The 17,214-nt window shown below is 72.5% G+C and carries 18 protein-coding genes and 1 pseudogene; 14 read left to right on the forward strand and 5 right to left on the reverse strand.

What is annotated here, in order from left to right:
• Positions 1 to 69 precede the first annotated feature (69 nt).
• Genes ACQP2Y_RS22430 through ACQP2Y_RS22445 form a run of 4 tightly spaced genes read left to right on the forward strand, consistent with a single transcriptional unit; the run spans position 70 to position 3,495 of the window.
• Positions 70 to 618, forward strand: coding sequence for a hypothetical protein (locus ACQP2Y_RS22430; RefSeq protein WP_433731331.1), 549 nt, complete (start codon positions 70 to 72; stop codon positions 616 to 618).
• Positions 615 to 1,655, forward strand: a complete 1,041-nt coding sequence (locus tag ACQP2Y_RS22435; protein WP_433731333.1) for an efflux RND transporter periplasmic adaptor subunit — start codon at positions 615 to 617, stop codon at positions 1,653 to 1,655. Before ACQP2Y_RS22430 ends, ACQP2Y_RS22435 begins: the two co-directional genes overlap by 4 nt.
• Positions 1,652 to 2,308 (forward strand): ABC transporter ATP-binding protein, encoded by a 657-nt coding sequence (locus ACQP2Y_RS22440; RefSeq protein ID WP_433731335.1) that lies wholly within the window; start codon positions 1,652 to 1,654, stop codon positions 2,306 to 2,308. The genes ACQP2Y_RS22435 and ACQP2Y_RS22440 overlap by 4 nt, the downstream gene beginning before the upstream one ends.
• A gap of 44 nt (positions 2,309 to 2,352) precedes the next feature.
• Positions 2,353 to 3,495 (forward strand): ABC transporter permease, encoded by a 1,143-nt coding sequence (locus ACQP2Y_RS22445; RefSeq protein WP_433732025.1) that lies wholly within the window; start codon positions 2,353 to 2,355, stop codon positions 3,493 to 3,495.
• Positions 3,496 to 3,497: 2 nt separating this feature from the next.
• Here ACQP2Y_RS22445 and ACQP2Y_RS22450 read toward each other — a convergent pair whose 3' ends face one another.
• Entirely contained in the window at positions 3,498 to 4,025 is a 528-nt protein-coding gene (locus ACQP2Y_RS22450) for a CGNR zinc finger domain-containing protein (RefSeq protein WP_433731337.1), read from the reverse strand.
• Positions 4,026 to 4,107: 82 nt separating this feature from the next.
• Between ACQP2Y_RS22450 and ACQP2Y_RS22455 the strand changes: the two genes are divergently transcribed.
• Positions 4,108 to 4,968 carry an alpha/beta fold hydrolase gene (locus tag ACQP2Y_RS22455; RefSeq protein ID WP_433731339.1) on the forward strand — a complete coding sequence of 287 codons (861 nt, stop codon included), beginning with the start codon at positions 4,108 to 4,110 and terminating at the stop codon, positions 4,966 to 4,968.
• Between the two features lie 68 nt (positions 4,969 to 5,036).
• Complete coding sequence (locus tag ACQP2Y_RS22460; protein ID WP_433731341.1) at positions 5,037 to 5,261, forward strand: hypothetical protein; 225 nt, start codon at positions 5,037 to 5,039, stop codon at positions 5,259 to 5,261.
• Between the two features lie 7 nt (positions 5,262 to 5,268).
• On the opposite strand, the gene ACQP2Y_RS22465 is transcribed toward ACQP2Y_RS22460, so the two are convergent.
• Positions 5,269 to 6,072, reverse strand: a complete 804-nt coding sequence (locus tag ACQP2Y_RS22465) for an alpha/beta fold hydrolase (protein WP_433731344.1) — start codon at positions 6,070 to 6,072, stop codon at positions 5,269 to 5,271.
• A 93-nt stretch (positions 6,073 to 6,165) separates the two neighbouring features.
• Between ACQP2Y_RS22465 and ACQP2Y_RS22470 the strand changes: the two genes are divergently transcribed.
• Positions 6,166 to 7,230: a sigma-70 family RNA polymerase sigma factor gene (locus ACQP2Y_RS22470; protein ID WP_433731346.1), complete on the forward strand. Its 1,065-nt coding sequence runs from the start codon at positions 6,166 to 6,168 to the stop codon at positions 7,228 to 7,230.
• Here ACQP2Y_RS22470 and ACQP2Y_RS22475 read toward each other — a convergent pair.
• Positions 7,189 to 7,467, reverse strand: a pseudogene (locus ACQP2Y_RS22475) (STAS domain-containing protein); the annotation flags it as partial. The gene ACQP2Y_RS22470 and the pseudogene ACQP2Y_RS22475 sit on opposite strands and share 42 nt — an antisense overlap.
• Positions 7,468 to 7,473: 6 nt before the next feature.
• On the opposite strand from ACQP2Y_RS22475, the gene ACQP2Y_RS22480 reads away from it, so the two are divergent.
• Both ACQP2Y_RS22480 and ACQP2Y_RS22485 read left to right on the forward strand, forming a co-directional pair.
• Positions 7,474 to 7,881, forward strand: a complete 408-nt coding sequence (locus ACQP2Y_RS22480) for an SRPBCC family protein (RefSeq protein ID WP_433731348.1) — start codon at positions 7,474 to 7,476, stop codon at positions 7,879 to 7,881.
• Positions 7,882 to 7,918: 37 nt separating this feature from the next.
• Positions 7,919 to 9,202 carry a PP2C family protein-serine/threonine phosphatase gene (locus ACQP2Y_RS22485; protein ID WP_433731350.1) on the forward strand — a complete coding sequence of 428 codons (1,284 nt, stop codon included), beginning with the start codon at positions 7,919 to 7,921 and terminating at the stop codon, positions 9,200 to 9,202.
• Between the two features lie 218 nt (positions 9,203 to 9,420).
• Here ACQP2Y_RS22485 and ACQP2Y_RS22490 read toward each other — a convergent pair whose 3' ends face one another.
• Complete coding sequence (locus tag ACQP2Y_RS22490; protein ID WP_433731352.1) at positions 9,421 to 10,356, reverse strand: anti-sigma factor RsbA family regulatory protein; 936 nt, start codon at positions 10,354 to 10,356, stop codon at positions 9,421 to 9,423.
• A 247-nt stretch (positions 10,357 to 10,603) separates the two neighbouring features.
• Between ACQP2Y_RS22490 and ACQP2Y_RS22495 the strand changes: the two genes are divergently transcribed.
• The 3 genes from ACQP2Y_RS22495 to ACQP2Y_RS22505 all read left to right on the forward strand — a co-directional run bounded on the left by ACQP2Y_RS22495 (position 10,604) and on the right by ACQP2Y_RS22505 (position 14,075).
• Entirely contained in the window at positions 10,604 to 10,900 is a 297-nt protein-coding gene (locus ACQP2Y_RS22495) for a hypothetical protein (protein ID WP_433731354.1), read from the forward strand.
• A gap of 333 nt (positions 10,901 to 11,233) precedes the next feature.
• On the forward strand, positions 11,234 to 12,763 hold the full coding sequence (locus tag ACQP2Y_RS22500; protein ID WP_433731356.1) for a peroxidase family protein: 1,530 nt from the start codon (positions 11,234 to 11,236) through the stop codon (positions 12,761 to 12,763).
• A gap of 118 nt (positions 12,764 to 12,881) precedes the next feature.
• Complete coding sequence (locus ACQP2Y_RS22505; protein WP_433731358.1) at positions 12,882 to 14,075, forward strand: dienelactone hydrolase family protein; 1,194 nt, start codon at positions 12,882 to 12,884, stop codon at positions 14,073 to 14,075.
• A gap of 11 nt (positions 14,076 to 14,086) precedes the next feature.
• Here ACQP2Y_RS22505 and ACQP2Y_RS22510 read toward each other — a convergent pair whose 3' ends face one another.
• Positions 14,087 to 14,566, reverse strand: a complete 480-nt coding sequence (locus tag ACQP2Y_RS22510; RefSeq protein WP_433731360.1) for an SRPBCC family protein — start codon at positions 14,564 to 14,566, stop codon at positions 14,087 to 14,089.
• 126 nt (positions 14,567 to 14,692) lie between these two features.
• Between ACQP2Y_RS22510 and ACQP2Y_RS22515 the strand changes: the two genes are divergently transcribed.
• The gene (locus ACQP2Y_RS22515) at positions 14,693 to 15,352 is read left to right on the forward strand and encodes a TetR/AcrR family transcriptional regulator (RefSeq protein ID WP_433731362.1); all 660 of its coding nucleotides are present in this window, start codon (positions 14,693 to 14,695) and stop codon (positions 15,350 to 15,352) included.
• A 3-nt stretch (positions 15,353 to 15,355) separates the two neighbouring features.
• Positions 15,356 to 17,206: a bifunctional sugar phosphate isomerase/epimerase/4-hydroxyphenylpyruvate dioxygenase family protein gene (locus ACQP2Y_RS22520; protein ID WP_433731364.1), complete on the forward strand. Its 1,851-nt coding sequence runs from the start codon at positions 15,356 to 15,358 to the stop codon at positions 17,204 to 17,206.
• Positions 17,207 to 17,214: the final 8 nt, after the last annotated feature.

Consider the following 17,214-nt stretch of genomic DNA (forward strand, 5'->3'; position numbering starts at 1 on the left):
GCCGGGAAACCCGCCGGGGACTTCACTGCTTCCCGTGGCGGCCGCCCGGCCGCCGACGAGGAGACGACGATGCGGACCACCAGGATCTTGGCGCTCGGCCTGCTGCTGACCATGGCGGCGGCCGGGTGCGGGAAGGCGGCGGAGGGCGACCAGGTCGCCTCGGCGGGCGGTGCGCCCACGGCGAGCGCCAGCGCCGCGGCCGCCCAGGACGATGACGCGCCCCTGAAGTTCTCCCAGTGCATGCGCGAGCAGGGCATGAGCTGGTTCCCCGACCCCCAGCCGGGCGGCGGGCTGCAGATCAAGATCCCCAAGGGTACGGACAAAGCGAAGGTCGACGCGGCGATGGCGGCTTGCAAACAGTGGGCGCCCGACGGGGGCGACCGGGGCCAGGCCGACCCGCAACAGCTCGAACAGGCCCGGCGGATGGCCCAGTGCATGCGCGACAACGGGGTGCCGAACTTCCCCGACCCGCAGGCCGACGGCAGCGTCCGGCTCGACGGGGACAAGATCGGCACGGGCCCCGGCGACCCCACCTTCGACAAGGCCGACGAGGCCTGCTCGAAGTTCCGGCCGAGCGGCCCCGGCGGCGCCAAGACCCAGGAAAAGAGCGCGGGATGAGCCGGCGGACGGTCTACGCCGCGGCGGCTGTGGCGCTGACGGCGGGTGCCGCGGCCGCGGTCGTGGTCGCCCTGCCGGACGCGCAGGAGCAGGCGCAGGCGTCCGCTCCGACGGCCACGGCGGTGGTGAAGAAGGAGACGCTGGTCGACACCGAGACCACCGACGGCGAGCTGGGGTACGGCGACCCGACCGCGCACGCCTCCCGGCTCTCGGGCACCGTCACCGCACTCGCCGCCGAGGGCTCGACGGTGACCCGGGGCCAGGCCCTGTACCGGATCGACGACGACCCGGTCGTGCTGCTGTACGGCTCCTTGCCCGCGTATAGGACGTTGTCATCGGGGGACACGGGCAGGGACGTCAAGCAGTTCGAGCGGAACCTGTGGGCGCTGGGCTACCGCGGCTTCACCGTGGACCGGACGTACTCGTCGGCGACCGCCTCGGCCGTCCGGGACTGGCAGGACGACCTCGGGCTGGCCGAGACCGGGACGGTCGACCCGGCGCAGATTGTCTATGCGAGCGGCGCGGTCCGGGTCGACAGCCGCGCGGCCGAGCCGGGTGATGTCGTGCAACCCGGCACCGACCTGCTGGAGACGACCGGCACCGGCCGGGTCGCCACCGTGGAGCTGGAGATCTCGGATCAGCGGCTCGCCCGCAAGGGCGCGGCCGTGCGGGTGACCCTGCCCGACGGCAAGGAGGTCGCCGGGACGATCAAGGGTGTCGAGACCGTGGTCACGCCGGCCGAGGGCCAGCAGGAGGCGTCGACCAGCCTGTCGGTGACCATCGGCTTCGCCAAGGCGCCGGCCGGCCTGGACCAGGCGTCGGTCAGTGTCGAGTTCACCGCGGCGAAGCGGCCCGGCGTGCTGACCGTCCCGGTCGCGGCGCTGCTCGCGCTGGCCGAGGGCGGGTACGGCCTGGAGGTCGTCGACGGCGGCCGCAGCAGCATCTCCGCGGTGGAGACCGGCCTGTTCGCCGACGGCCGGGTCGAGGTCTCCGGCGGCGGCATCGCGGCCGGCACGACGGTGGGCATGCCGTCATGACAGTGATCGAACTGGCCGGCGCGACGAAGTCCTACCCCGGCGGCGTCACCGCACTGGACCGGGTGGACCTGAGCGTCGAGTACGGCGAACTGGCCGCGGTCGTCGGCCCGTCCGGCTCCGGCAAGTCGACGATGCTGCACCTCATCGGCACCCTCGACCGGCCGTCGGCGGGCACGGTCCGGATCGACGGGCACGACGTGTCCCGGCTCTCCGACCGGCAACTGTCGGCGTTGCGGGCGCGCCGGATCGGCTTCGTGTTCCAGCAGTTCCACCTGGCTTCCGGCCGTACCGCGGTGGCCAACGTCGCGGACGGCCTGCTGTATGCGGGCGTACCCCGCAAGGAGCGGGAGCGGCGCGCCGAGGCCGCGCTGCACCGGGTCGGTCTCGGGGCCCGGCTCGGGCACCGGCCGCACCAGCTCTCCGGCGGGGAACGCCAGCGGGTCGCGATGGCCCGCGCGGTCGCCGGGGATCCGGCCCTGCTGCTGGCCGACGAGCCGACCGGCAACCTGGACTCGGTCGCCGGGGCCGGGGTGGTCGAGCTGCTGCGCGAGCTGCACGCGGCCGGCACGACGGTCGTGGTGATCACTCACGACCGGGAGCTGGCCGCCGGCCTGCCGCGGCAGATCTCGATGCGCGACGGGCGGGTGAGCTGACCGTGACTGTCCTTACACCGGCCCGGTTGCGGGTCACCGACCTGATGCGAGTCGGGTTGTCGGGCCTGCGGGCCCGGCCGTTGCGCGCGGTGCTGTCCTCGCTGGGCATCGCGATCGGCATCGCGGCGATGACCGCGGTGGTGGGCATCTCGTCGTCCAGCCGGGCCGACCTGGACCGGGCCCTGGCGGCGCTGGGCACCAACCTGCTCACGGTGGGCCCGGGCAACACCATGTTCGGCGACGACGCGACGCTGCCGGACGAGTCCGTGTCGATGATCGAGCGGATCGGGCCGGTGCGCGCGGTGGCCGCGACCGGCACGGTCCCGGACACGGCGGTGTACCGGACCGACCGGATCCCGCAAGCGCAGACGGGCGGCATCTCGGTGGCCGCGGCCCAGCTGGACCTGCCGTCCACGGTGGGCGCCACGGTCGCGTCCGGGTCGTGGCTCAACGCGGCGACCGCGCGATATCCGGCGGTCGTGCTGGGCGCCACGGCGGCGCGGCGGCTGGGGTCCGTGCCGGCGGTCTACCTGGGCGGACGGTGGTTCACCGTCACCGGGGTGCTGGCGCCGGTGCCGCTGGCGCCGGAACTCGACTCGGCGGTCCTGGTCGGCTGGCCCGCGGCGGCGTCGTACCTGGGCTTCGACGGGCACCCGACCACCGTCTACACCCGGTCCGACGACGCCCAGGTCACGGCCGTGCGCGACGTGCTCGCGGCGACGGCGAACCCGGAGAACCCGGACGAGGTCAAGGTCTCCCGGCCCTCCGACGCGCTCCAGGCCCGGCAGGCCACCAACCGCACCTTCACCCAGCTGCTGCTCGGGCTCGGGGCGGTGGCGCTGCTGGTCGGCGGGATCGGGGTGGCCAACACGATGGTGATCTCGGTGCTGGAACGCCGGGCGGAGATCGGCCTGCGCCGCTCGCTCGGGGCCACCCGCGGCCAGATCCGGGTGCAGTTCGTGGCGGAGTCGCTGCTGCTGTCGCTGGCCGGCGGGGCCGGGGGAGTGCTGCTGGGATTCGCGGTGACCGCGCTCTACGCGACGACGCAGGCGTGGCCGACGGTGGTCCCGGTGTGGGTGCTGCTGGGCGGCGTGGCCGCGACCGTGGTGATCGGGGCGGTGGCCGGTCTGTATCCGGCGATCCGGGCCGCCCGGCTGGCGCCGACGGAGGCACTGGCCGCCGCCTGAGCTCAGCCGCCCGCCGGCCGCGGACGCCGCGAGCGTTCGTAGTGCCGGCGGGCCTTCATCTTGTTGCCGCAGGTGGCCATCGAGCACCAGCGGGCGTTGTTGGCCTTGCTCCGGTCGATGAGGAACAGCGCGCACTCGTCGTTGGTGCACGGCCGCAGCCGCCCCGGACTGGTCCTGACCAGCGCATCCCAGGTCAGGACGGCGCGCACCACGACGGCTCGCCCGCCGTCGACGTCCAGCGCCCAGCTGAGGCCGGTGCCGGAGATCTCCGGGCGGGGCCGTACGCCGTCCAGCAACGGGGTCAGGGATTCGGGCGGCTGCTCACCGCGGACGACCGCCCGGAGCACATCGCGAGCCGCACGCAGGAGCTGTCGATCGGTCACCGGCACATCCGGGGCGTACGCCCGCAGCCAGGCACGGGCGGCCTTGTCGTCGCCGAGCGCGTCCCGGACAGTGCCGTCGACGATCGGAGCGCTGTTGAGCAGCGCCAACAGGGCCGCGTCGTCGGCGCCGGTGCCGAGCTCGATCATGCCTAACCTCCATAAGTCCCTTGACAGGTTATAGCATCGCCTGCTTGTGTCTAACCATCAAAAGCTCTCATGGAGGTTAGTCATGGCTGCGATCCATCACCGCTACGCGACCGTCGACGGGCACCGGCTCTTCTACCGGGAGGCCGGAACCCCCGGTAAGCCGGTGCTCGTGCTGCTGCACGGCTTCCCGACCAGCTCGTTCATGTTCCGCAACCTCATCCCGCTGCTGGCCGAGGACTACCACCTCATCGCCCCGGACCACCTCGGGTACGGCCTGTCCGACGCGCCCCCGGCCGACGAGTTCGGCTACACCTTCGACGCGCTGACCGCGCTGACGGCCGGCCTGCTGAAGCAGCTCGGCGTCACCCGCTACGCGATCTACGTGCAGGACTACGGCGCCCCGATCGGCTGGCGGCTCGCCCTGCGCGACCCGGCCGCGATCACCGCGATCATCACCCAGAACGGCAACGGGTACGAGGCCGGCTTCGTCGAGAGCTTCTGGACGACCGTGTGGGACTTCCACCGGGAACGGACCCCGCAGTCCGAGGCCGCCGTCCGCGGGGCGCTGACGTGCGAGGCGATCCGCTGGCAGTACCTCACGGGCGTCGCGGATCCCACCCTCGTCGACCCGGAGACCTGGCTGCACGACTTCGCCCTGGTGTCGCGTCCCGGCAACGACGCCGTCCAGGTGAGCCTGTTCGCCGACTACGCGACCAACCCGCCGCTGTATCCGCGCCTGCACGAGTACCTGCGTGCCAGCCAGGTGCCGCTGCTGGCGGTGTGGGGTCGCGGTGACGAGATCTTCGGCCCGGCCGGTGCCCAGGCGTTCGCCACCGACCTGCCCGGCGCTCAGATCCACCTGCTCGACGGCGGCCACTTCCTGCTGGAGTCCGCCGTGGACGAGGTGGCCGCGCTCATCCGTCCGTTCCTGGCCAAGCTGTAGCCCCGGCCGGGTGACATGGGGCGGAGCGGCCGTGGTGATGAGCGCGTTCCTGGGGGATAGTCACCGGCATGGACGCAGACTCCCGGCAGGCGGCGGCCCGCGCTGCTCGCCTCGACGACCGCGAGCGCCGGCTGGACCGCCTCGAGGAGCAACGCAACGCGAGCCACGGGGCCCGGGATCGCGCCGCCGACGAGAGGGAGCGGCGGGCGGACCTGCGGGAGGTGTCGGCCATGGAGGACCTCGTGCAGTCCGGGGCCGGGGAGGCGCCGCCCCGCACCGACCCCGGCGACTGACCCGGGCTCACTCCTTCTGGTCGAGGAAGGCCAGGGTGACCGCGGCGAACAGCGGCGACAGGAACAGGTTGTAGTGGGTTAGGCCCGGCAGCAGGGCCAGCGCGTGCCCGCCCTTGGGCCGGGACTCGCCCATCCAGCCGCCGTCGCGCAGGCCGCCGTCGAGCAGGCCGAAGACCTCGACGAAGTGGCTCGGCGGGGCCATGTCGGCGTCGGCCGCCACCACCAGCGTCGGCACCCGCAGGCCGCGGACCTCCTCGGTGAAGTCGAAGTCCCGGGCCATCGCCACGCCGATCTTGTCGAGCAGCCGCGGGAAGTCCTCCGGGCGCGGGGCCACCCGCTGGTAGAGCTCGTACATCGGGGTCTCCTTCATGAACTCCGCCGCTGCGGCGCTCACCTGGCCCTGCTGTTGCAGCATCTCGGGGTAGATCGCGTCGCGGCGGATGTTGGCCGACGCCGCGACCAGGCGCCCGACCTTCTCCGGGAACTGGAACGCGACCTGGAAGGCCACCCCGCCGCCGAGCGAGTAGCCGACCACGTCGGGCCGTTCCAGGCCGAGGTGGTCGATGAGGGCGGCGACGTCGCCGGCCATCAGGCGTACGTCGAGCGGCCGGTCGATGTCGGCGGTCCGGCCGTGGCCCTGCAGGTCGACGGTGATGACCCGGTGGTGGTCGGCGAGCACGGGCAGGATCGGCCCGAACATCTCACCCGAGCCGAGGCCGCCGTGCAGCAGGATCAGCGGTGCGCCGGTCCCGTGCGACTCGTAGTAGAGGTTGATGCCGTTGACGTCGGCGTACTGGCCGGTGCCGGTCATGGTGACTCCCTGGTGTCCGGTTGCTGAGGTGACGGGGGGTAGACCGGGCGGGCGGCGCGAACTAATCGGTCACCGGCCCGCTAAGTTGAGCCGGTGGAGGATGTGGCGATCGAGCAGCGGCTGGAGGCCTACCGGCCCGAGCTGACCGGCTACTGCTACCGGATGCTCGGGTCCGCGTTCGAGGCCGAGGACGCCGTGCAGGACACGCTGGTCCGGGCCTGGCGCGGCTTCGACCGTTTCGAGGGCCGGGCGGCCCTGCGGTCCTGGCTGTACCGGATCGCGACGAACGTCTGCCTGACGATGCTGGACAGCGCCCAGCGCCGGGTGCGCCCGATGGATCTCGGCCCGGCCGGGTCGGGGCGGGCCACCGATCCCGGCGAGCCGCGTCCGGACGAGATCTGGGTCGGGCCGGTGCCGGACAGCCGGTTGCTGCCCGAGGGCGCCGACCCGGCCGCCGTGGTCGCCGAGCGCGAGTCGGTCCGGCTGGCGTTCATCGCCGCGTTGCAGCACCTCCCGCCGCGGCAGCGGGCCGTGCTGATCCTGCGTGAGGTGCTGGCCTGGTCGGCGCAGGAGGTGGCCGAGCTGCTCGACACGTCGGTGGCCAGTGTCACCAGTGCGCTGCAACGGGCCCGGGCCACCATCGCGGCCGCGGACACCACCTCCGACCCGCGCACCCCGCTCGACGACGAGCAGAAGGCGCTGCTCGCGCGGTACGTGAGCGCGTTCGAGGCGTACGACCTGACGGCGCTGACGGCTCTGCTGCACGACGACGCGACCCTGTCCATGCCGCCGCTGCCGTTGTGGTTCCGCGGCACCGCCGACATCACCGCCTGGATGGCCGGCACGGGCAGCGGTTGCCGCGGCTCCCGCCTGGTGCCGGTGACGGCCAACGGCATGCCCGCCTTCGGTCAGTACCGCCGCAGCACCGGCGGCACGGGCCACGACCCCTGGGCGCTGATCGTGCTGGAGATCTCAGCCGGGCGGATCACGGCCGTCACCAACTTCCTCGACACCGCCCGCCTGTTCCCGCTGTTCGGCCTCCCGCCCCACCTGGGGCAGGACGTCGGTCAGGCCGACCAGCCGCAACAGCCGGGACAGCTCCGGGCCGGCGCCACCGACGACGAGCTCGCAGCCGTGCCGCCGGGCGGTCAGGCGTAGCCGGGCCAGCGCGTCGACCGTCACCACGTCGGGCCGGGCCACGCCGGCCACGTCGCAGATCACGACGCTGCCGGTACGCCCCCGCAGCAGGTCGGCGAGGCCGGCGCAGAGGACGGGCACGTCCGCGCGGGTGACCGTCATGCCGACGGAGAAATGGGCGGCCATGGTGATAAGACCGGCGCCGGCCCGGGAACTCATCGCTGCCCGGGCCCCGGATCGCCCGCCGTGCCGCACCATGGGTGGGTGAGATTCGCCTGGCCGGCCCTGCGCCGTGAGATCACCGTCGAGGGCCCGCGCGCCACGGACGACGTCTGGGACCGCTACGTGCGCCCGCAACGATGGCCGGAGTGGTCACCCCAGATCCGTTCGGTCGACTACCCGGGGGAGCTGCTCGCCCCCGGCACCACCGGCGTCGTGCGCGGGCCCGTCGGTCTGCCGGTGACCTTCCAGGTCATCGGCGTCGACGCCGCGGGTCCGGTGCGGACCTGGTCGTGGACGGCGTCGGCGGCCGGGGTGAAGCTCACCCTGCTGCACACCGTCGAGGCCACCGCCACGGGTACGCGGACCGGCCTCACCGTGGTCGGCTTCGCGCCCGCAGTCGCGGGTTATCTGCCGATGGCGTGGTGGGCGCTGCGCCGTCTGGTGCACTGACCGCTGGGCGCCGGGCGGCGCGTCTATGCTCCGTCCCGTGACCACCAGGGAGACGAGCGGTATGGATCTCAACGATGTACTGCTCGCCGTCGAGAAGGCACCTCCGGTCGACGCCGTCCGGGCGGTGACCCGCAAGATCGGGATGCGCCTCGACGCGGTGTGGGTGTCGTTCCTCGTGGCCGACATGAGCGGCCGCGCCCTGGTGCGCCTGGTCCACCTGCCGGTCGGTGCCGTGTCGGGCGAGCGCCGCCAGGACGAGGACGTCGCGCTGGTCCTGCCGTTCGACGGTGGCCCGCAGGAGCAGGCGCTGCGCGCTCAGCGGGCCCTCGTCGAGCAGTCCGGCGACCTGTGCGTGGTGCGGGCGCCCGTCACCCAGCGCGGGGAGGCGATCGGCCTGCTGGAGATCGCCCTGTCCACCGCGCCGTCCGAGGAGATCGTGCAGCGGGTGTCGCGGGCCGCGCACACCCTGGCCTTCGTGGTGATCGCCAATCGCCGGCACACCGACCTGTTCGAATGGGGCCAGCGCACGACACCGTTCACCCTCGCCGCGGAGATCCAGCGGCGCCTGCTGCCGTCCTCGTTCACCTGTGAGGCCGACTCGTTCACCCTGGCGGCCTGGCTGGAGCCCGCCGCGAGCATCGGCGGGGACACGTTCGACTACAGCCTGGCCCGCGACCTGCTGCACCTGAGCATCACCGACGCCGTGGGGCACGGCGTGCACAGTGCGCTGACGGCCACCCTCTGTGTGGGCGGGCTGCGTAACGCCCGCCGCCGCGGCAGCACCCTGCTCGAGCAGGCCGAGGCCGCGAACCAGGCGCTGGTCGGGAACGCCTCCGACCGGTCGCTCTTCGTCACCGGCATTCTCGGCCGGCTGGACCTGCGGACCGGCTCCCTCGCCGTCGTGAACGCCGGGCACCCGGCTCCGCTGCTGGTCCGCGACGGTGTCGCGCAGCCTGTCGCGTTGCCCGTCAACCGGCCGTTCGGCGTGCGGGGCCGGCGGCCCTTCGAGGCCACCCAGCTCGAGCTGCAACCCGGAGACCGCTTGGTCCTGCTCACCGACGGGATGCTGGAACGCGGCGCCGCGGCGCTGGACCTGCCCGGGAAGTTGCACGACCTCGGCGAGCTGCACCCCAGGGAACTCGTCCGGGTGCTGGCCGATGAGGTCCTGGCGGTCGCCGGCTCCAGCGGCACGCTGCCCGACGACGCCTGCATGCTGATCCTCGACTGGCACGGCGGCCACGGCGACACCCGCAGCACCGAGGCCGGCGCCGACCCTCGGCGCGCCAGCAGCCCCGCGTCCGACACCTCACCCTTCGGGTGAGGCACCAGAAAATCTCGGTGCAGCCACCTAGACTTCCTCGGAGCCTTCGGTTAACGTTTCTCTGGTCAACAGCGAGGAACGACAAAGACGCAGACGACAAAGACGCGAACGCCCCGGCTCGGCGGCACCGCCGGCAGCTGGTGTTCTGATCCGTAGCCTCCTGGGCCCCGGTGCGCGAGTGCCGGGGCCCCCGTCATCGCCGCGATGAAAAAGCCGGATCAGGCGGGCAGGGTGACCGCAAAGCGGACCACGGTTGTGGCGTCGCGCCGGATGACCGTGAGCGCATCGCACAGCTGCTGGGCGATCCACAGTCCCCGGCCACCGGCCAGGTCCTGCGCGGGTGGGCGGTAGCCGATCAGCGGATCGGCGACACCGGCGCCCTCGTCGCTGACCTCGCAGGTGACCGTGCTGCCGTGCGCCCATACCCGCAGCTCCCGCCGGCCCCGGCCGTGGCGGACGCTGTTGGTGACGATCTCGCACATCGCCAGGATCAGATCGTCGCCGCGGTCGAGGCCCGCCCAGCCGGCCGCCGCGAGCAGGGCGGACACAGCGTGACGGGCGGCCGCCACCCCCTCGGCCACGTCCAGGCTCAGCGCCGGCGGCCCGGTGATCGGCGGCATCGGCTCGGCGACGCTGCGCAGGAACTGCTCGGGCTCCAGGTAGTGCTCGCTGGGGCAGCGCCGCGGGTGGAAGGTCGCCGGGTGGGTCCGGCGGGCGTCGTCCAGCAGCGCCGGCGGCAGTGTCCGGGTGTCGTACGGGCAGACGATCCACGCCGGCGCCTGCGCGAACACGTCGTTGAGAGCCGCCTCGTACCGCGTCCACGTGGGGTGCTGACGGCGGGGGCCGAAGCCGACCTCGCCGATCAGACGCATGCCCTTGTGCCCACGGGCGAGGGCGTCGGTGAGCAGCCGCTGCCAGCCGGCCACCGTGGTCGCGGGCCGCCGGTACCACTCGTTGCGATCGATGAACGAGACCGCGGCGGCGTCCGCGCCGAGCGCGTCCCGCAGGAGGGCGATGTTGGCCGGGGTCACCGCTGCTACCAGCGCCTCGTCGTGCTCCAGCCCCTCGCGGACGTACGGCACGAGCGCCGAGACGAACTCGTCGTCACTGCCGTACAACATCGCGTCATGGGTCAGTGTGGCGGAGAGGGGCATCGGTCACTTCACCATGATCAAGGGGCAGGTCGGAGGTGGTACCAGGACGCAACGGTACACCCGCATGTGAAGGGTTCTCCGGCCGTGAGCCGGCCGTGTCGGGTGTGCGTCACCGCGGTGTCACGTGGAGCGGCCGGCAACAGTCTGGGAAAAAACTGGGAGATCACTGATTGGGCGGCCAGGCGCGGGGTACCCCGGTCCGGCCGCCACCTGGCGGCCCGACATATGACCCCCTGGAGTGATATTCATGGCTACCACGACCCACGCGCACGACGGTCTCGACGTCAAGCACACCCGCGTCCGCGGCGAGGAGACCAAGCCGTCGTACAAGACCACCGAGCTGTTCGTCTACCTCGCCGCCGTCGCCGGCGTCCTGATCGCCTCGTACACCGTGGGCGACGGAGCGGCCAACGACGGCAGCGACTACTTCGCCGCCGACAAGGCGTGGTGGTACATCACCCTGCTCACCATCGGATACCTCGTGAGCCGGGGCCTGGCCAAGGCCGGCAGCCGCAGCAACGACGCCGACCCGCGGACCCACTGATCCGACGAACATCAGCCGGCGGTGGGCGTGCTGGTCGCGCCCACCGCCGCGGTGTCTCCGGTCCGGTGTCCGCCCGGCGCTCGCTTCCTGACCGGGCAGGACACCGTGCTGCGGCGCAGAGCCGACGTCCCGCGGGACGCGGCGGGCGTGGTGGAGGGTGCTGCGGTGCGTAATCAACGACACTTCGTTGCCCGCGGCCGGTGCCGGGTCCAGGCTGGTCACGGGCCGGAATCCGGACGGTCGTGGTGTCGCCCGACGGGGCTGGACGCCGCTCGGTCACCCGCGGTGAGTGCCCACGTCATCCCACGCCTGCTGCCTTCCGAGGGGACATCCATGTCTGTCGACAACCACAAATCCACGCCGCAGGTCCACGCTCCGCGTACCGCCGAGCAGCTCGTCGCCGGCGCGACCTCCGGTCACGGTCTCGGCTACGGACGCCGTTCCGCGCGCGGCCACGGCTACGAGTTACGCGGCCTGTCCTATGTCCCGGTGTCCCGGCTGCACGAGGGCAGGTTCGGGCGGATGTTCCGGCTGCCGCCGTTCGTGCCGAGCGACGAGCGGATCGCCCAGATCGCCGAGCTGATGAAGGAGAACGCGACCGGGCCGAGCCCCGAGTCCGACAACCCCGACATCCCGGCCGGCTACACCTACCTGGGCCAGTTCATCGACCACGACCTCACCTTCGACCCGGTGTCCAGCCTCGACCGGCAGAACGACCCGGACGCGCTGACCAACTTCCGCAGCCCGCGCTTCGACCTCGACTGCGTCTACGGGCGCGGGCCGGTCGACGACCCGTTCCTCTACGACAAGGACTCCGGCGGTGAGAAGCTGCTGATCGGTCACCACGACGACGAGGACGACCTGCCCCGCAACGCGCAGGAGACCGCCCTGCTCGGTGATCCCCGCAACGACGAGAACACCTTCGTCAGTCAGTTGCAGCTCACCATGCTCAAGTTCCACAACGCGGTGGTCGACCGCGTGCACGATGACCCGACGCTGCGGCGGGGCAGCGAGACCGCGTTCGAGGCGGCCCAGCGGATCGTGCGGTGGCATTACCAGTGGATGGTGGTGCACGACTTCCTGCGGCGCTCGGTCGGTGCCGACATGCTCGGCAGTGTGCTGGACGAGAGCGGCCGGTATCCGCGGGTCGACCGGCAGTTCTACCTGTGGCAGCAGGACCCGTACATGCCGGTCGAGTTCTCCGTGGCGGCGTACCGGTTCGGGCACTCCATGATCCGCGGCCGGTACAAGCTCAACACCCTGGTCGGGCCGCTGCCGACGTTCACGGCCAAGCCGATCTCCGAGGAGAACCCGCTCGGGCACTTCGGCGGCTTCCGCATCCTGCCCCGGTTCTGGACCATCGAGTGGGCCCGCTTCTTCGAGATCGACGGGGCCGGTAAGGAGGCGCTGCAGAAGTCCCGGCTGATCGACACCAAGCTCGCCGACCCGCTGGCCGCGCTCCCGCCGGAGATCGCCGCGAACCGGCCGTCGCTGATCGACCGCAACCTGACCCGCGGCGCCCGCCTGCTGCTGCCGTCCGGGCAGGACGTGGCCCACCACATGGCGGCCGACGTGCTGTCCGACGACGACCTCGGTCTGCCCGGTGGCGGCCCCGCCCCGCTGTGGTACTACATCCTGCGCGAGGCCCAGGTGCAGGCCGGTGGCCGGCATCTCGGGCAGGTCGGCGGCCGCATCGTCGCCGAGGTGTTCCTCGGGCTGCTGGCCAAGGACGCCTCCTCGTACCTGCGCAACCAGCCCGACTGGAAGCCGTTCCTGCCGTCGGCGACCCCCGGCGACTTCACCATGCCCGACCTGATCACCTTCGCCGGGCACGGCCTGGGGGTGACGAACATCCCGGCCTGACCGGCACGCCACCGGGTGCCGCGGTCCTGCCGCGGCACCCGGTCCGCTCGCGCGGGGCAGCGTTGACAGCGGTGCGGCGCCGCTTCTACGGTCGACATCCATCGACAAAGGGGAATGGATGAAGCGCCGCGCGTTCGTCACTCTGCCGACGCTGGCCCTGGCCTCGGGCCACCTGCCGGCCCCGGATCTCGCGGCAGCGGCCGGCCCGGCTGGGTTCGCCGCCCCGGAATTCGAGGGGCCTGCGGTGGTCGACGGCGGCCTGCCCGTCTTCGCCGAGCAGCTCAAGGCCGAGCTGGACTTCCCGCTGGCCTGGAGCCGCAACCGCCGGCTCGGCTTCCGGACCTGGCAGCGGCGGGCCCGCGCCAAGGTCGAGGAGCTGCTGTGGCAGCCCGAGGACAGCTCGCCCTTCGACGTCGAGATCGTCGACGAGCAGGCTCACGACGGCTACCGGCGGCGCCTGGTGCTCTTCAACGTCACCCGGCACAGCCGGGTCCGGGCGTCGATGCTGGTCCCGGACGGGCCGGGGCCGTTCCCGGCGGCGCTGCTGCTGCACGACCACGGCGCGAAGTTCGACATCGGCAAGGAGAAGCTGATCGAACCCTGGTACGACGACACCCGCCGGGCGTCGGCGCAGGCCTGGGCGCAGCGGTACTTCTCCGGCCGGTTCATCGGCGACGAACTGGCCCGCCGGGGGTACGCGGTCCTGGCCGTCGACGCCCTCGGCTGGGGCGACCGCGGCGGCCTGACCTACGAGGGGCAGCAGGCACTGGCCAGCAACCTCTTCAACCTGGGGTCGTCGCTGTCCGGGCTGATGGCACGGGAGGACGTCCGCGCCGCCGCCATGCTGGCCACGCTGCCCGAGATCGACCGGCGCCGGATCGCCGCCGTCGGCTTCTCCCTCGGCGGCTACCGGGCGTGGCAGGTCGCGGCCCTGTCGGACCACATCGCGGCCACCGTCTCGGCCTGCTGGATGACCGGGCTCAAGGAGATGATGGTCCCGGGCAACAACACGCTGCGCGGGCAGTCGGCGTTCTTCATGCTGCATCCCGGACTGCCCCGCTACCTCGACATCCCGGACGTGGCCAGCATCGCCGCGCCCCGGCCGATGATGGTGCTCGACGGGGAGACCGATCCGCTCTTCACCGCGGCCGGCGTCGAGGTCGCGTACGCCAAAATGCAGGCGGTGTGGGCCTCCCAGCGGGCGCGGCACCGCCTGAGCACCAAGGTGTGGCCGGGTCTCGGCCACGTTTTCGTCCGTGAGATGCAGGACGAGGCCTTCGCCTGGCTGGACCACTGGCTCAAGCGCGGCTGACGCCGCGGGCGTCAGGCCCGGCCGAGGGGGCGTTCGGCCTCGCGGGCCATCGAGCGCAGCACCTGGGCGAAGCCGACCTTGCCGACCACGGACAGCAGGGGAGCGGTCAGCCTGGTCAGCCGGTGCGGGCTGACCGTGATGTCCTCGCTCCACACCACCCGGCTGCGGCCGCCCGGCAGCGGGGTGACCACGAACCAGGCCCGGCCGTGCACGACCCGGCCGTGCTTCTCCACGTCACAGCGGCCGGGTGCGTCGTCCGGGGCGTCACCGGCGGGCGGCTCCCAGCGCACCACGGTCATCGGATCGTCGAAGCCGAGCGGGCCGATCCCGGTGCGGGCGACGAAGACGGCGCCCACCCCGTCGGGGCGGGCGCTGGTGATGCGGACGCTCGTCAGCGGCGCCCAGTCGGCGTGCTTGCGCCAGTCCACCAGCTCCGCCCACACGCGGGAAGCCGGCGCGCGCACGTCGAGGGACACGTCGAAGCGGGCCATCAGGGGAGACCTTTCTGCGTCGCCGGCCGGACCGTCGCACGCTCTTCCACGGTACGCCGGGCGGCGGTCACGCCTGACGGATTCATGAGGCATGATGTACGGACTAGTTCGTATACAAGGAGCGTGATGAGCCGGGCAGCGGCACCAGAACCCGAGGCCGACCGCCGGCGCGACGCCGGGCGTACCCGTACGGACATTCTCGACGTCGCCACCCGGGAGTTCGCCGACCAGGGCTACAGCGGTGCCCGGGTGGACGAGATCGCGGCGCGGACGCGCACCACCAAGCGGATGATCTACTACTACTTCGGCGGCAAGGAGCAGCTCTACCTGGCGGTGCTGGAGCGCGCGTACGCGGAGATCCGGGCGGCCGAACGCACCGTCGACGTCGAGCACCTGACGCCGGTGGCGGCGATCCGCCGCATCGCCGAGGTCACCTTCGACCACCACGAGGCGCACCCCACGTTCATCAAGCTGGTCGGGGTGGAGAACTCCCAGCAGGCGAGGAACATGTCCAAGGTCGCGCGGCTGGTCGACCTCAACAGCTCGGCGATCGGCGTCCTGCAGGAGGCGCTCTCCCGGGGCCAGCGCGACGGCACCTTCCGCGCGGACGTGGACGCGCTGGACGTGCACATGATGATCAGCGCGTTCTGCTTCTTCCGGGTGGCCAACCGGCACACCTTCGGCGCCCTGTTCGGCCGCGACCTGCTCGACCCGGCCGCCCGCGACCGTTACCGGACCATGCTGGCCGACATGGTCGTCGGCTACCTCGGCCGGTCCGGGGACTGAGCCATGACCGCGAGCCGTCTGCGCCGGTCGATCGCGACGGTGTGTGTCTCCGGGACGCTGGACGACAAGATCGCCGCAGCCGCCGCGGCCGGCTTCGACGGCATCGAGCTGTTCGAGAACGACCTGGTGGTGGCCCCCTGGTCGCCGGCCGAGGTACGGGCCCGGTGCGCCGACCTCGGGCTCGGCATCGAGCTGTACCAGCCGTTGCGTGACTTCGAGGCGGTCCCCGCGCCGCTGCTGGCGGCCAACCTGGCCCGCGCCGAGCACAAGTTCGACGTCATGGCCGAGCTGGGCGCCGACACCGTCCTGGTCTGCTCGTCGGTCTCCCCGGCCGCGATCGACGACGACGCTCTCGCCGCCGAGCAGCTCGCTCTGCTGGCCGACCGGGCCCAGGCCCGGGGGATGCGCATCGCCTACGAGGCGCTGGCCTGGGGCCGGCACGTGTCCACCTGGGACCACTCGTGGCGGATCGTGCGGGACGCCGATCACCCCGCGCTCGGCCTGTGCCTGGATTCCTTCCACGTCCTGTCGCGTGAGGCCGGCACCGACGACATCGCGCGGATCACGCCGGGCAAGATCTTCTTCCTCCAGCTGGCGGACGCGCCGCACCTGCGCATGGACGTCCTGCAGTGGAGCCGGCATCACCGGCTGTTCCCCGGCCAGGGCACGTTCGACCTCACCGGCTTCGTCCAGCGGGTGCTGGCCGCCGGCTACGCCGGGCCGCTGTCGCTGGAGGTGTTCAACGACGTCTTCCGGCAGGCCGACCCCCGGCGTACGGCCATCGACGCGATGCGCTCGCTGATCAGCCTGGAGGACAGCCTCCCGGCGCAGCCCCCGGCGATCGAGGTACGCCGGTTGCCGGCCGCGCCGGCGCTGTCGGTGCACGCGTTCAGTGAGTTCACGGTGGACGGCCGTTCCGGGCCGGTGCTGCAAGAGGCGTTGCGGGGGCTCGGCTTCGCCCACACCGGCCAGCACCGCTCCAAGCCGGTCGAGCTGTGGGAGCAGGGAACGTGCCGCGTCATCCTCAACAGCGCGGTCACCCGCCCGCAGGATCCGGGCACCGCCGCCCTCAGCGCCTTCGCGCTCACCAGCGCCGACCCGCAACGGTCCCGGGCGCGGGCCGAGGCACTGCTGGCCCCGGCGCTGCCCCGGGCCCGAGGCCTCCGGGAGGCGGACCTGGCCGCGGTGGCCGCCCCGGACGGGACCTCGGTGTTCTTCAGTGCCGACGACAACGACTGGCGGGCCGACTTCCTGGCCACCGGGGAGCAGCCCACCGTGGACGCCGGGCTGCGGGGCACCGATCACCTCGGGCTGGCCCAGCCGTTCGACCACTTCGACGAGGCAGGGCTGTTCTACCACTCGGTGCTCGGGCTGACCCAGCTGACCACCGAGGAGTACGCGGCCCCGTTCGGGCTCATGCGCTCGCGGGCGTTCAGCACCGCGCACCGGACGATCCGGCTGGCCCTGACCGTGGCCCTGCTGCGCCGCGGCGAGTGGGCGCCGGCCGTGGTGGATCCGCAGCACGTCGCCTTCACCACGGCCGACATCTTCGCCACCGCCGCGGCCGTGGAGCGGCTGGGCGGCCCGGCGATGCCGGTGCCGGACAACTACTACGCCGACCTGGTCGCCCGTTTCGCGCTGCCCGGGGACCTCGTCGAGCGGCTGCGCCGCCACGGCATCCTCTACGACCGGGACTTCCGCGGCGGTGAGCTGTTCCACCTGTACACCCCGGTCTACGGCGGGCGGGTCTTCTTCGAGATCCTCCAGCGCCAGGGCGGTTACGACGGCTTCGGCGAAGCCAACGCACCCGTACGGATGGCCGCCCACCGCCACCTGCGGCTGTCGGCGAGCTGATCGGGGTC

This window comes from Actinoplanes sp. CA-051413, from assembly GCF_050955795.1.
Lineage (GTDB): Bacteria > Actinomycetota > Actinomycetes > Mycobacteriales > Micromonosporaceae > Actinoplanes.

Excerpts from the sequence above, each read along its gene's own strand:
- ACQP2Y_RS22430 (WP_433731331.1), top strand. The coding sequence starts at position 70 with ATGCGGACCACCAGGATCTTGGCGCTCGGCCTGCTGCTGACCATGGCG.
- ACQP2Y_RS22435 (WP_433731333.1), top strand. The coding sequence starts at position 615 with ATGAGCCGGCGGACGGTCTACGCCGCGGCGGCTGTGGCGCTGACGGCG.
- ACQP2Y_RS22440 (WP_433731335.1), top strand. The coding sequence starts at position 1,652 with ATGACAGTGATCGAACTGGCCGGCGCGACGAAGTCCTACCCCGGCGGC.
- ACQP2Y_RS22445 (WP_433732025.1), top strand. The coding sequence starts at position 2,353 with ATGCGAGTCGGGTTGTCGGGCCTGCGGGCCCGGCCGTTGCGCGCGGTG.
- ACQP2Y_RS22450 (WP_433731337.1), bottom strand. The coding sequence starts at position 4,025 with ATGATCGAGCTCGGCACCGGCGCCGACGACGCGGCCCTGTTGGCGCTG.
- ACQP2Y_RS22455 (WP_433731339.1), top strand. The coding sequence starts at position 4,108 with ATGGCTGCGATCCATCACCGCTACGCGACCGTCGACGGGCACCGGCTC.
- ACQP2Y_RS22460 (WP_433731341.1), top strand. The coding sequence starts at position 5,037 with ATGGACGCAGACTCCCGGCAGGCGGCGGCCCGCGCTGCTCGCCTCGAC.
- ACQP2Y_RS22465 (WP_433731344.1), bottom strand. The coding sequence starts at position 6,072 with ATGACCGGCACCGGCCAGTACGCCGACGTCAACGGCATCAACCTCTAC.
- ACQP2Y_RS22490 (WP_433731352.1), bottom strand. The coding sequence starts at position 10,356 with ATGCCCCTCTCCGCCACACTGACCCATGACGCGATGTTGTACGGCAGT.
- ACQP2Y_RS22495 (WP_433731354.1), top strand. The coding sequence starts at position 10,604 with ATGGCTACCACGACCCACGCGCACGACGGTCTCGACGTCAAGCACACC.
- ACQP2Y_RS22500 (WP_433731356.1), top strand. The coding sequence starts at position 11,234 with ATGTCTGTCGACAACCACAAATCCACGCCGCAGGTCCACGCTCCGCGT.
- ACQP2Y_RS22505 (WP_433731358.1), top strand. The coding sequence starts at position 12,882 with ATGAAGCGCCGCGCGTTCGTCACTCTGCCGACGCTGGCCCTGGCCTCG.
- ACQP2Y_RS22510 (WP_433731360.1), bottom strand. The coding sequence starts at position 14,566 with ATGGCCCGCTTCGACGTGTCCCTCGACGTGCGCGCGCCGGCTTCCCGC.
- ACQP2Y_RS22515 (WP_433731362.1), top strand. The coding sequence starts at position 14,693 with ATGAGCCGGGCAGCGGCACCAGAACCCGAGGCCGACCGCCGGCGCGAC.
- ACQP2Y_RS22520 (WP_433731364.1), top strand. The coding sequence starts at position 15,356 with ATGACCGCGAGCCGTCTGCGCCGGTCGATCGCGACGGTGTGTGTCTCC.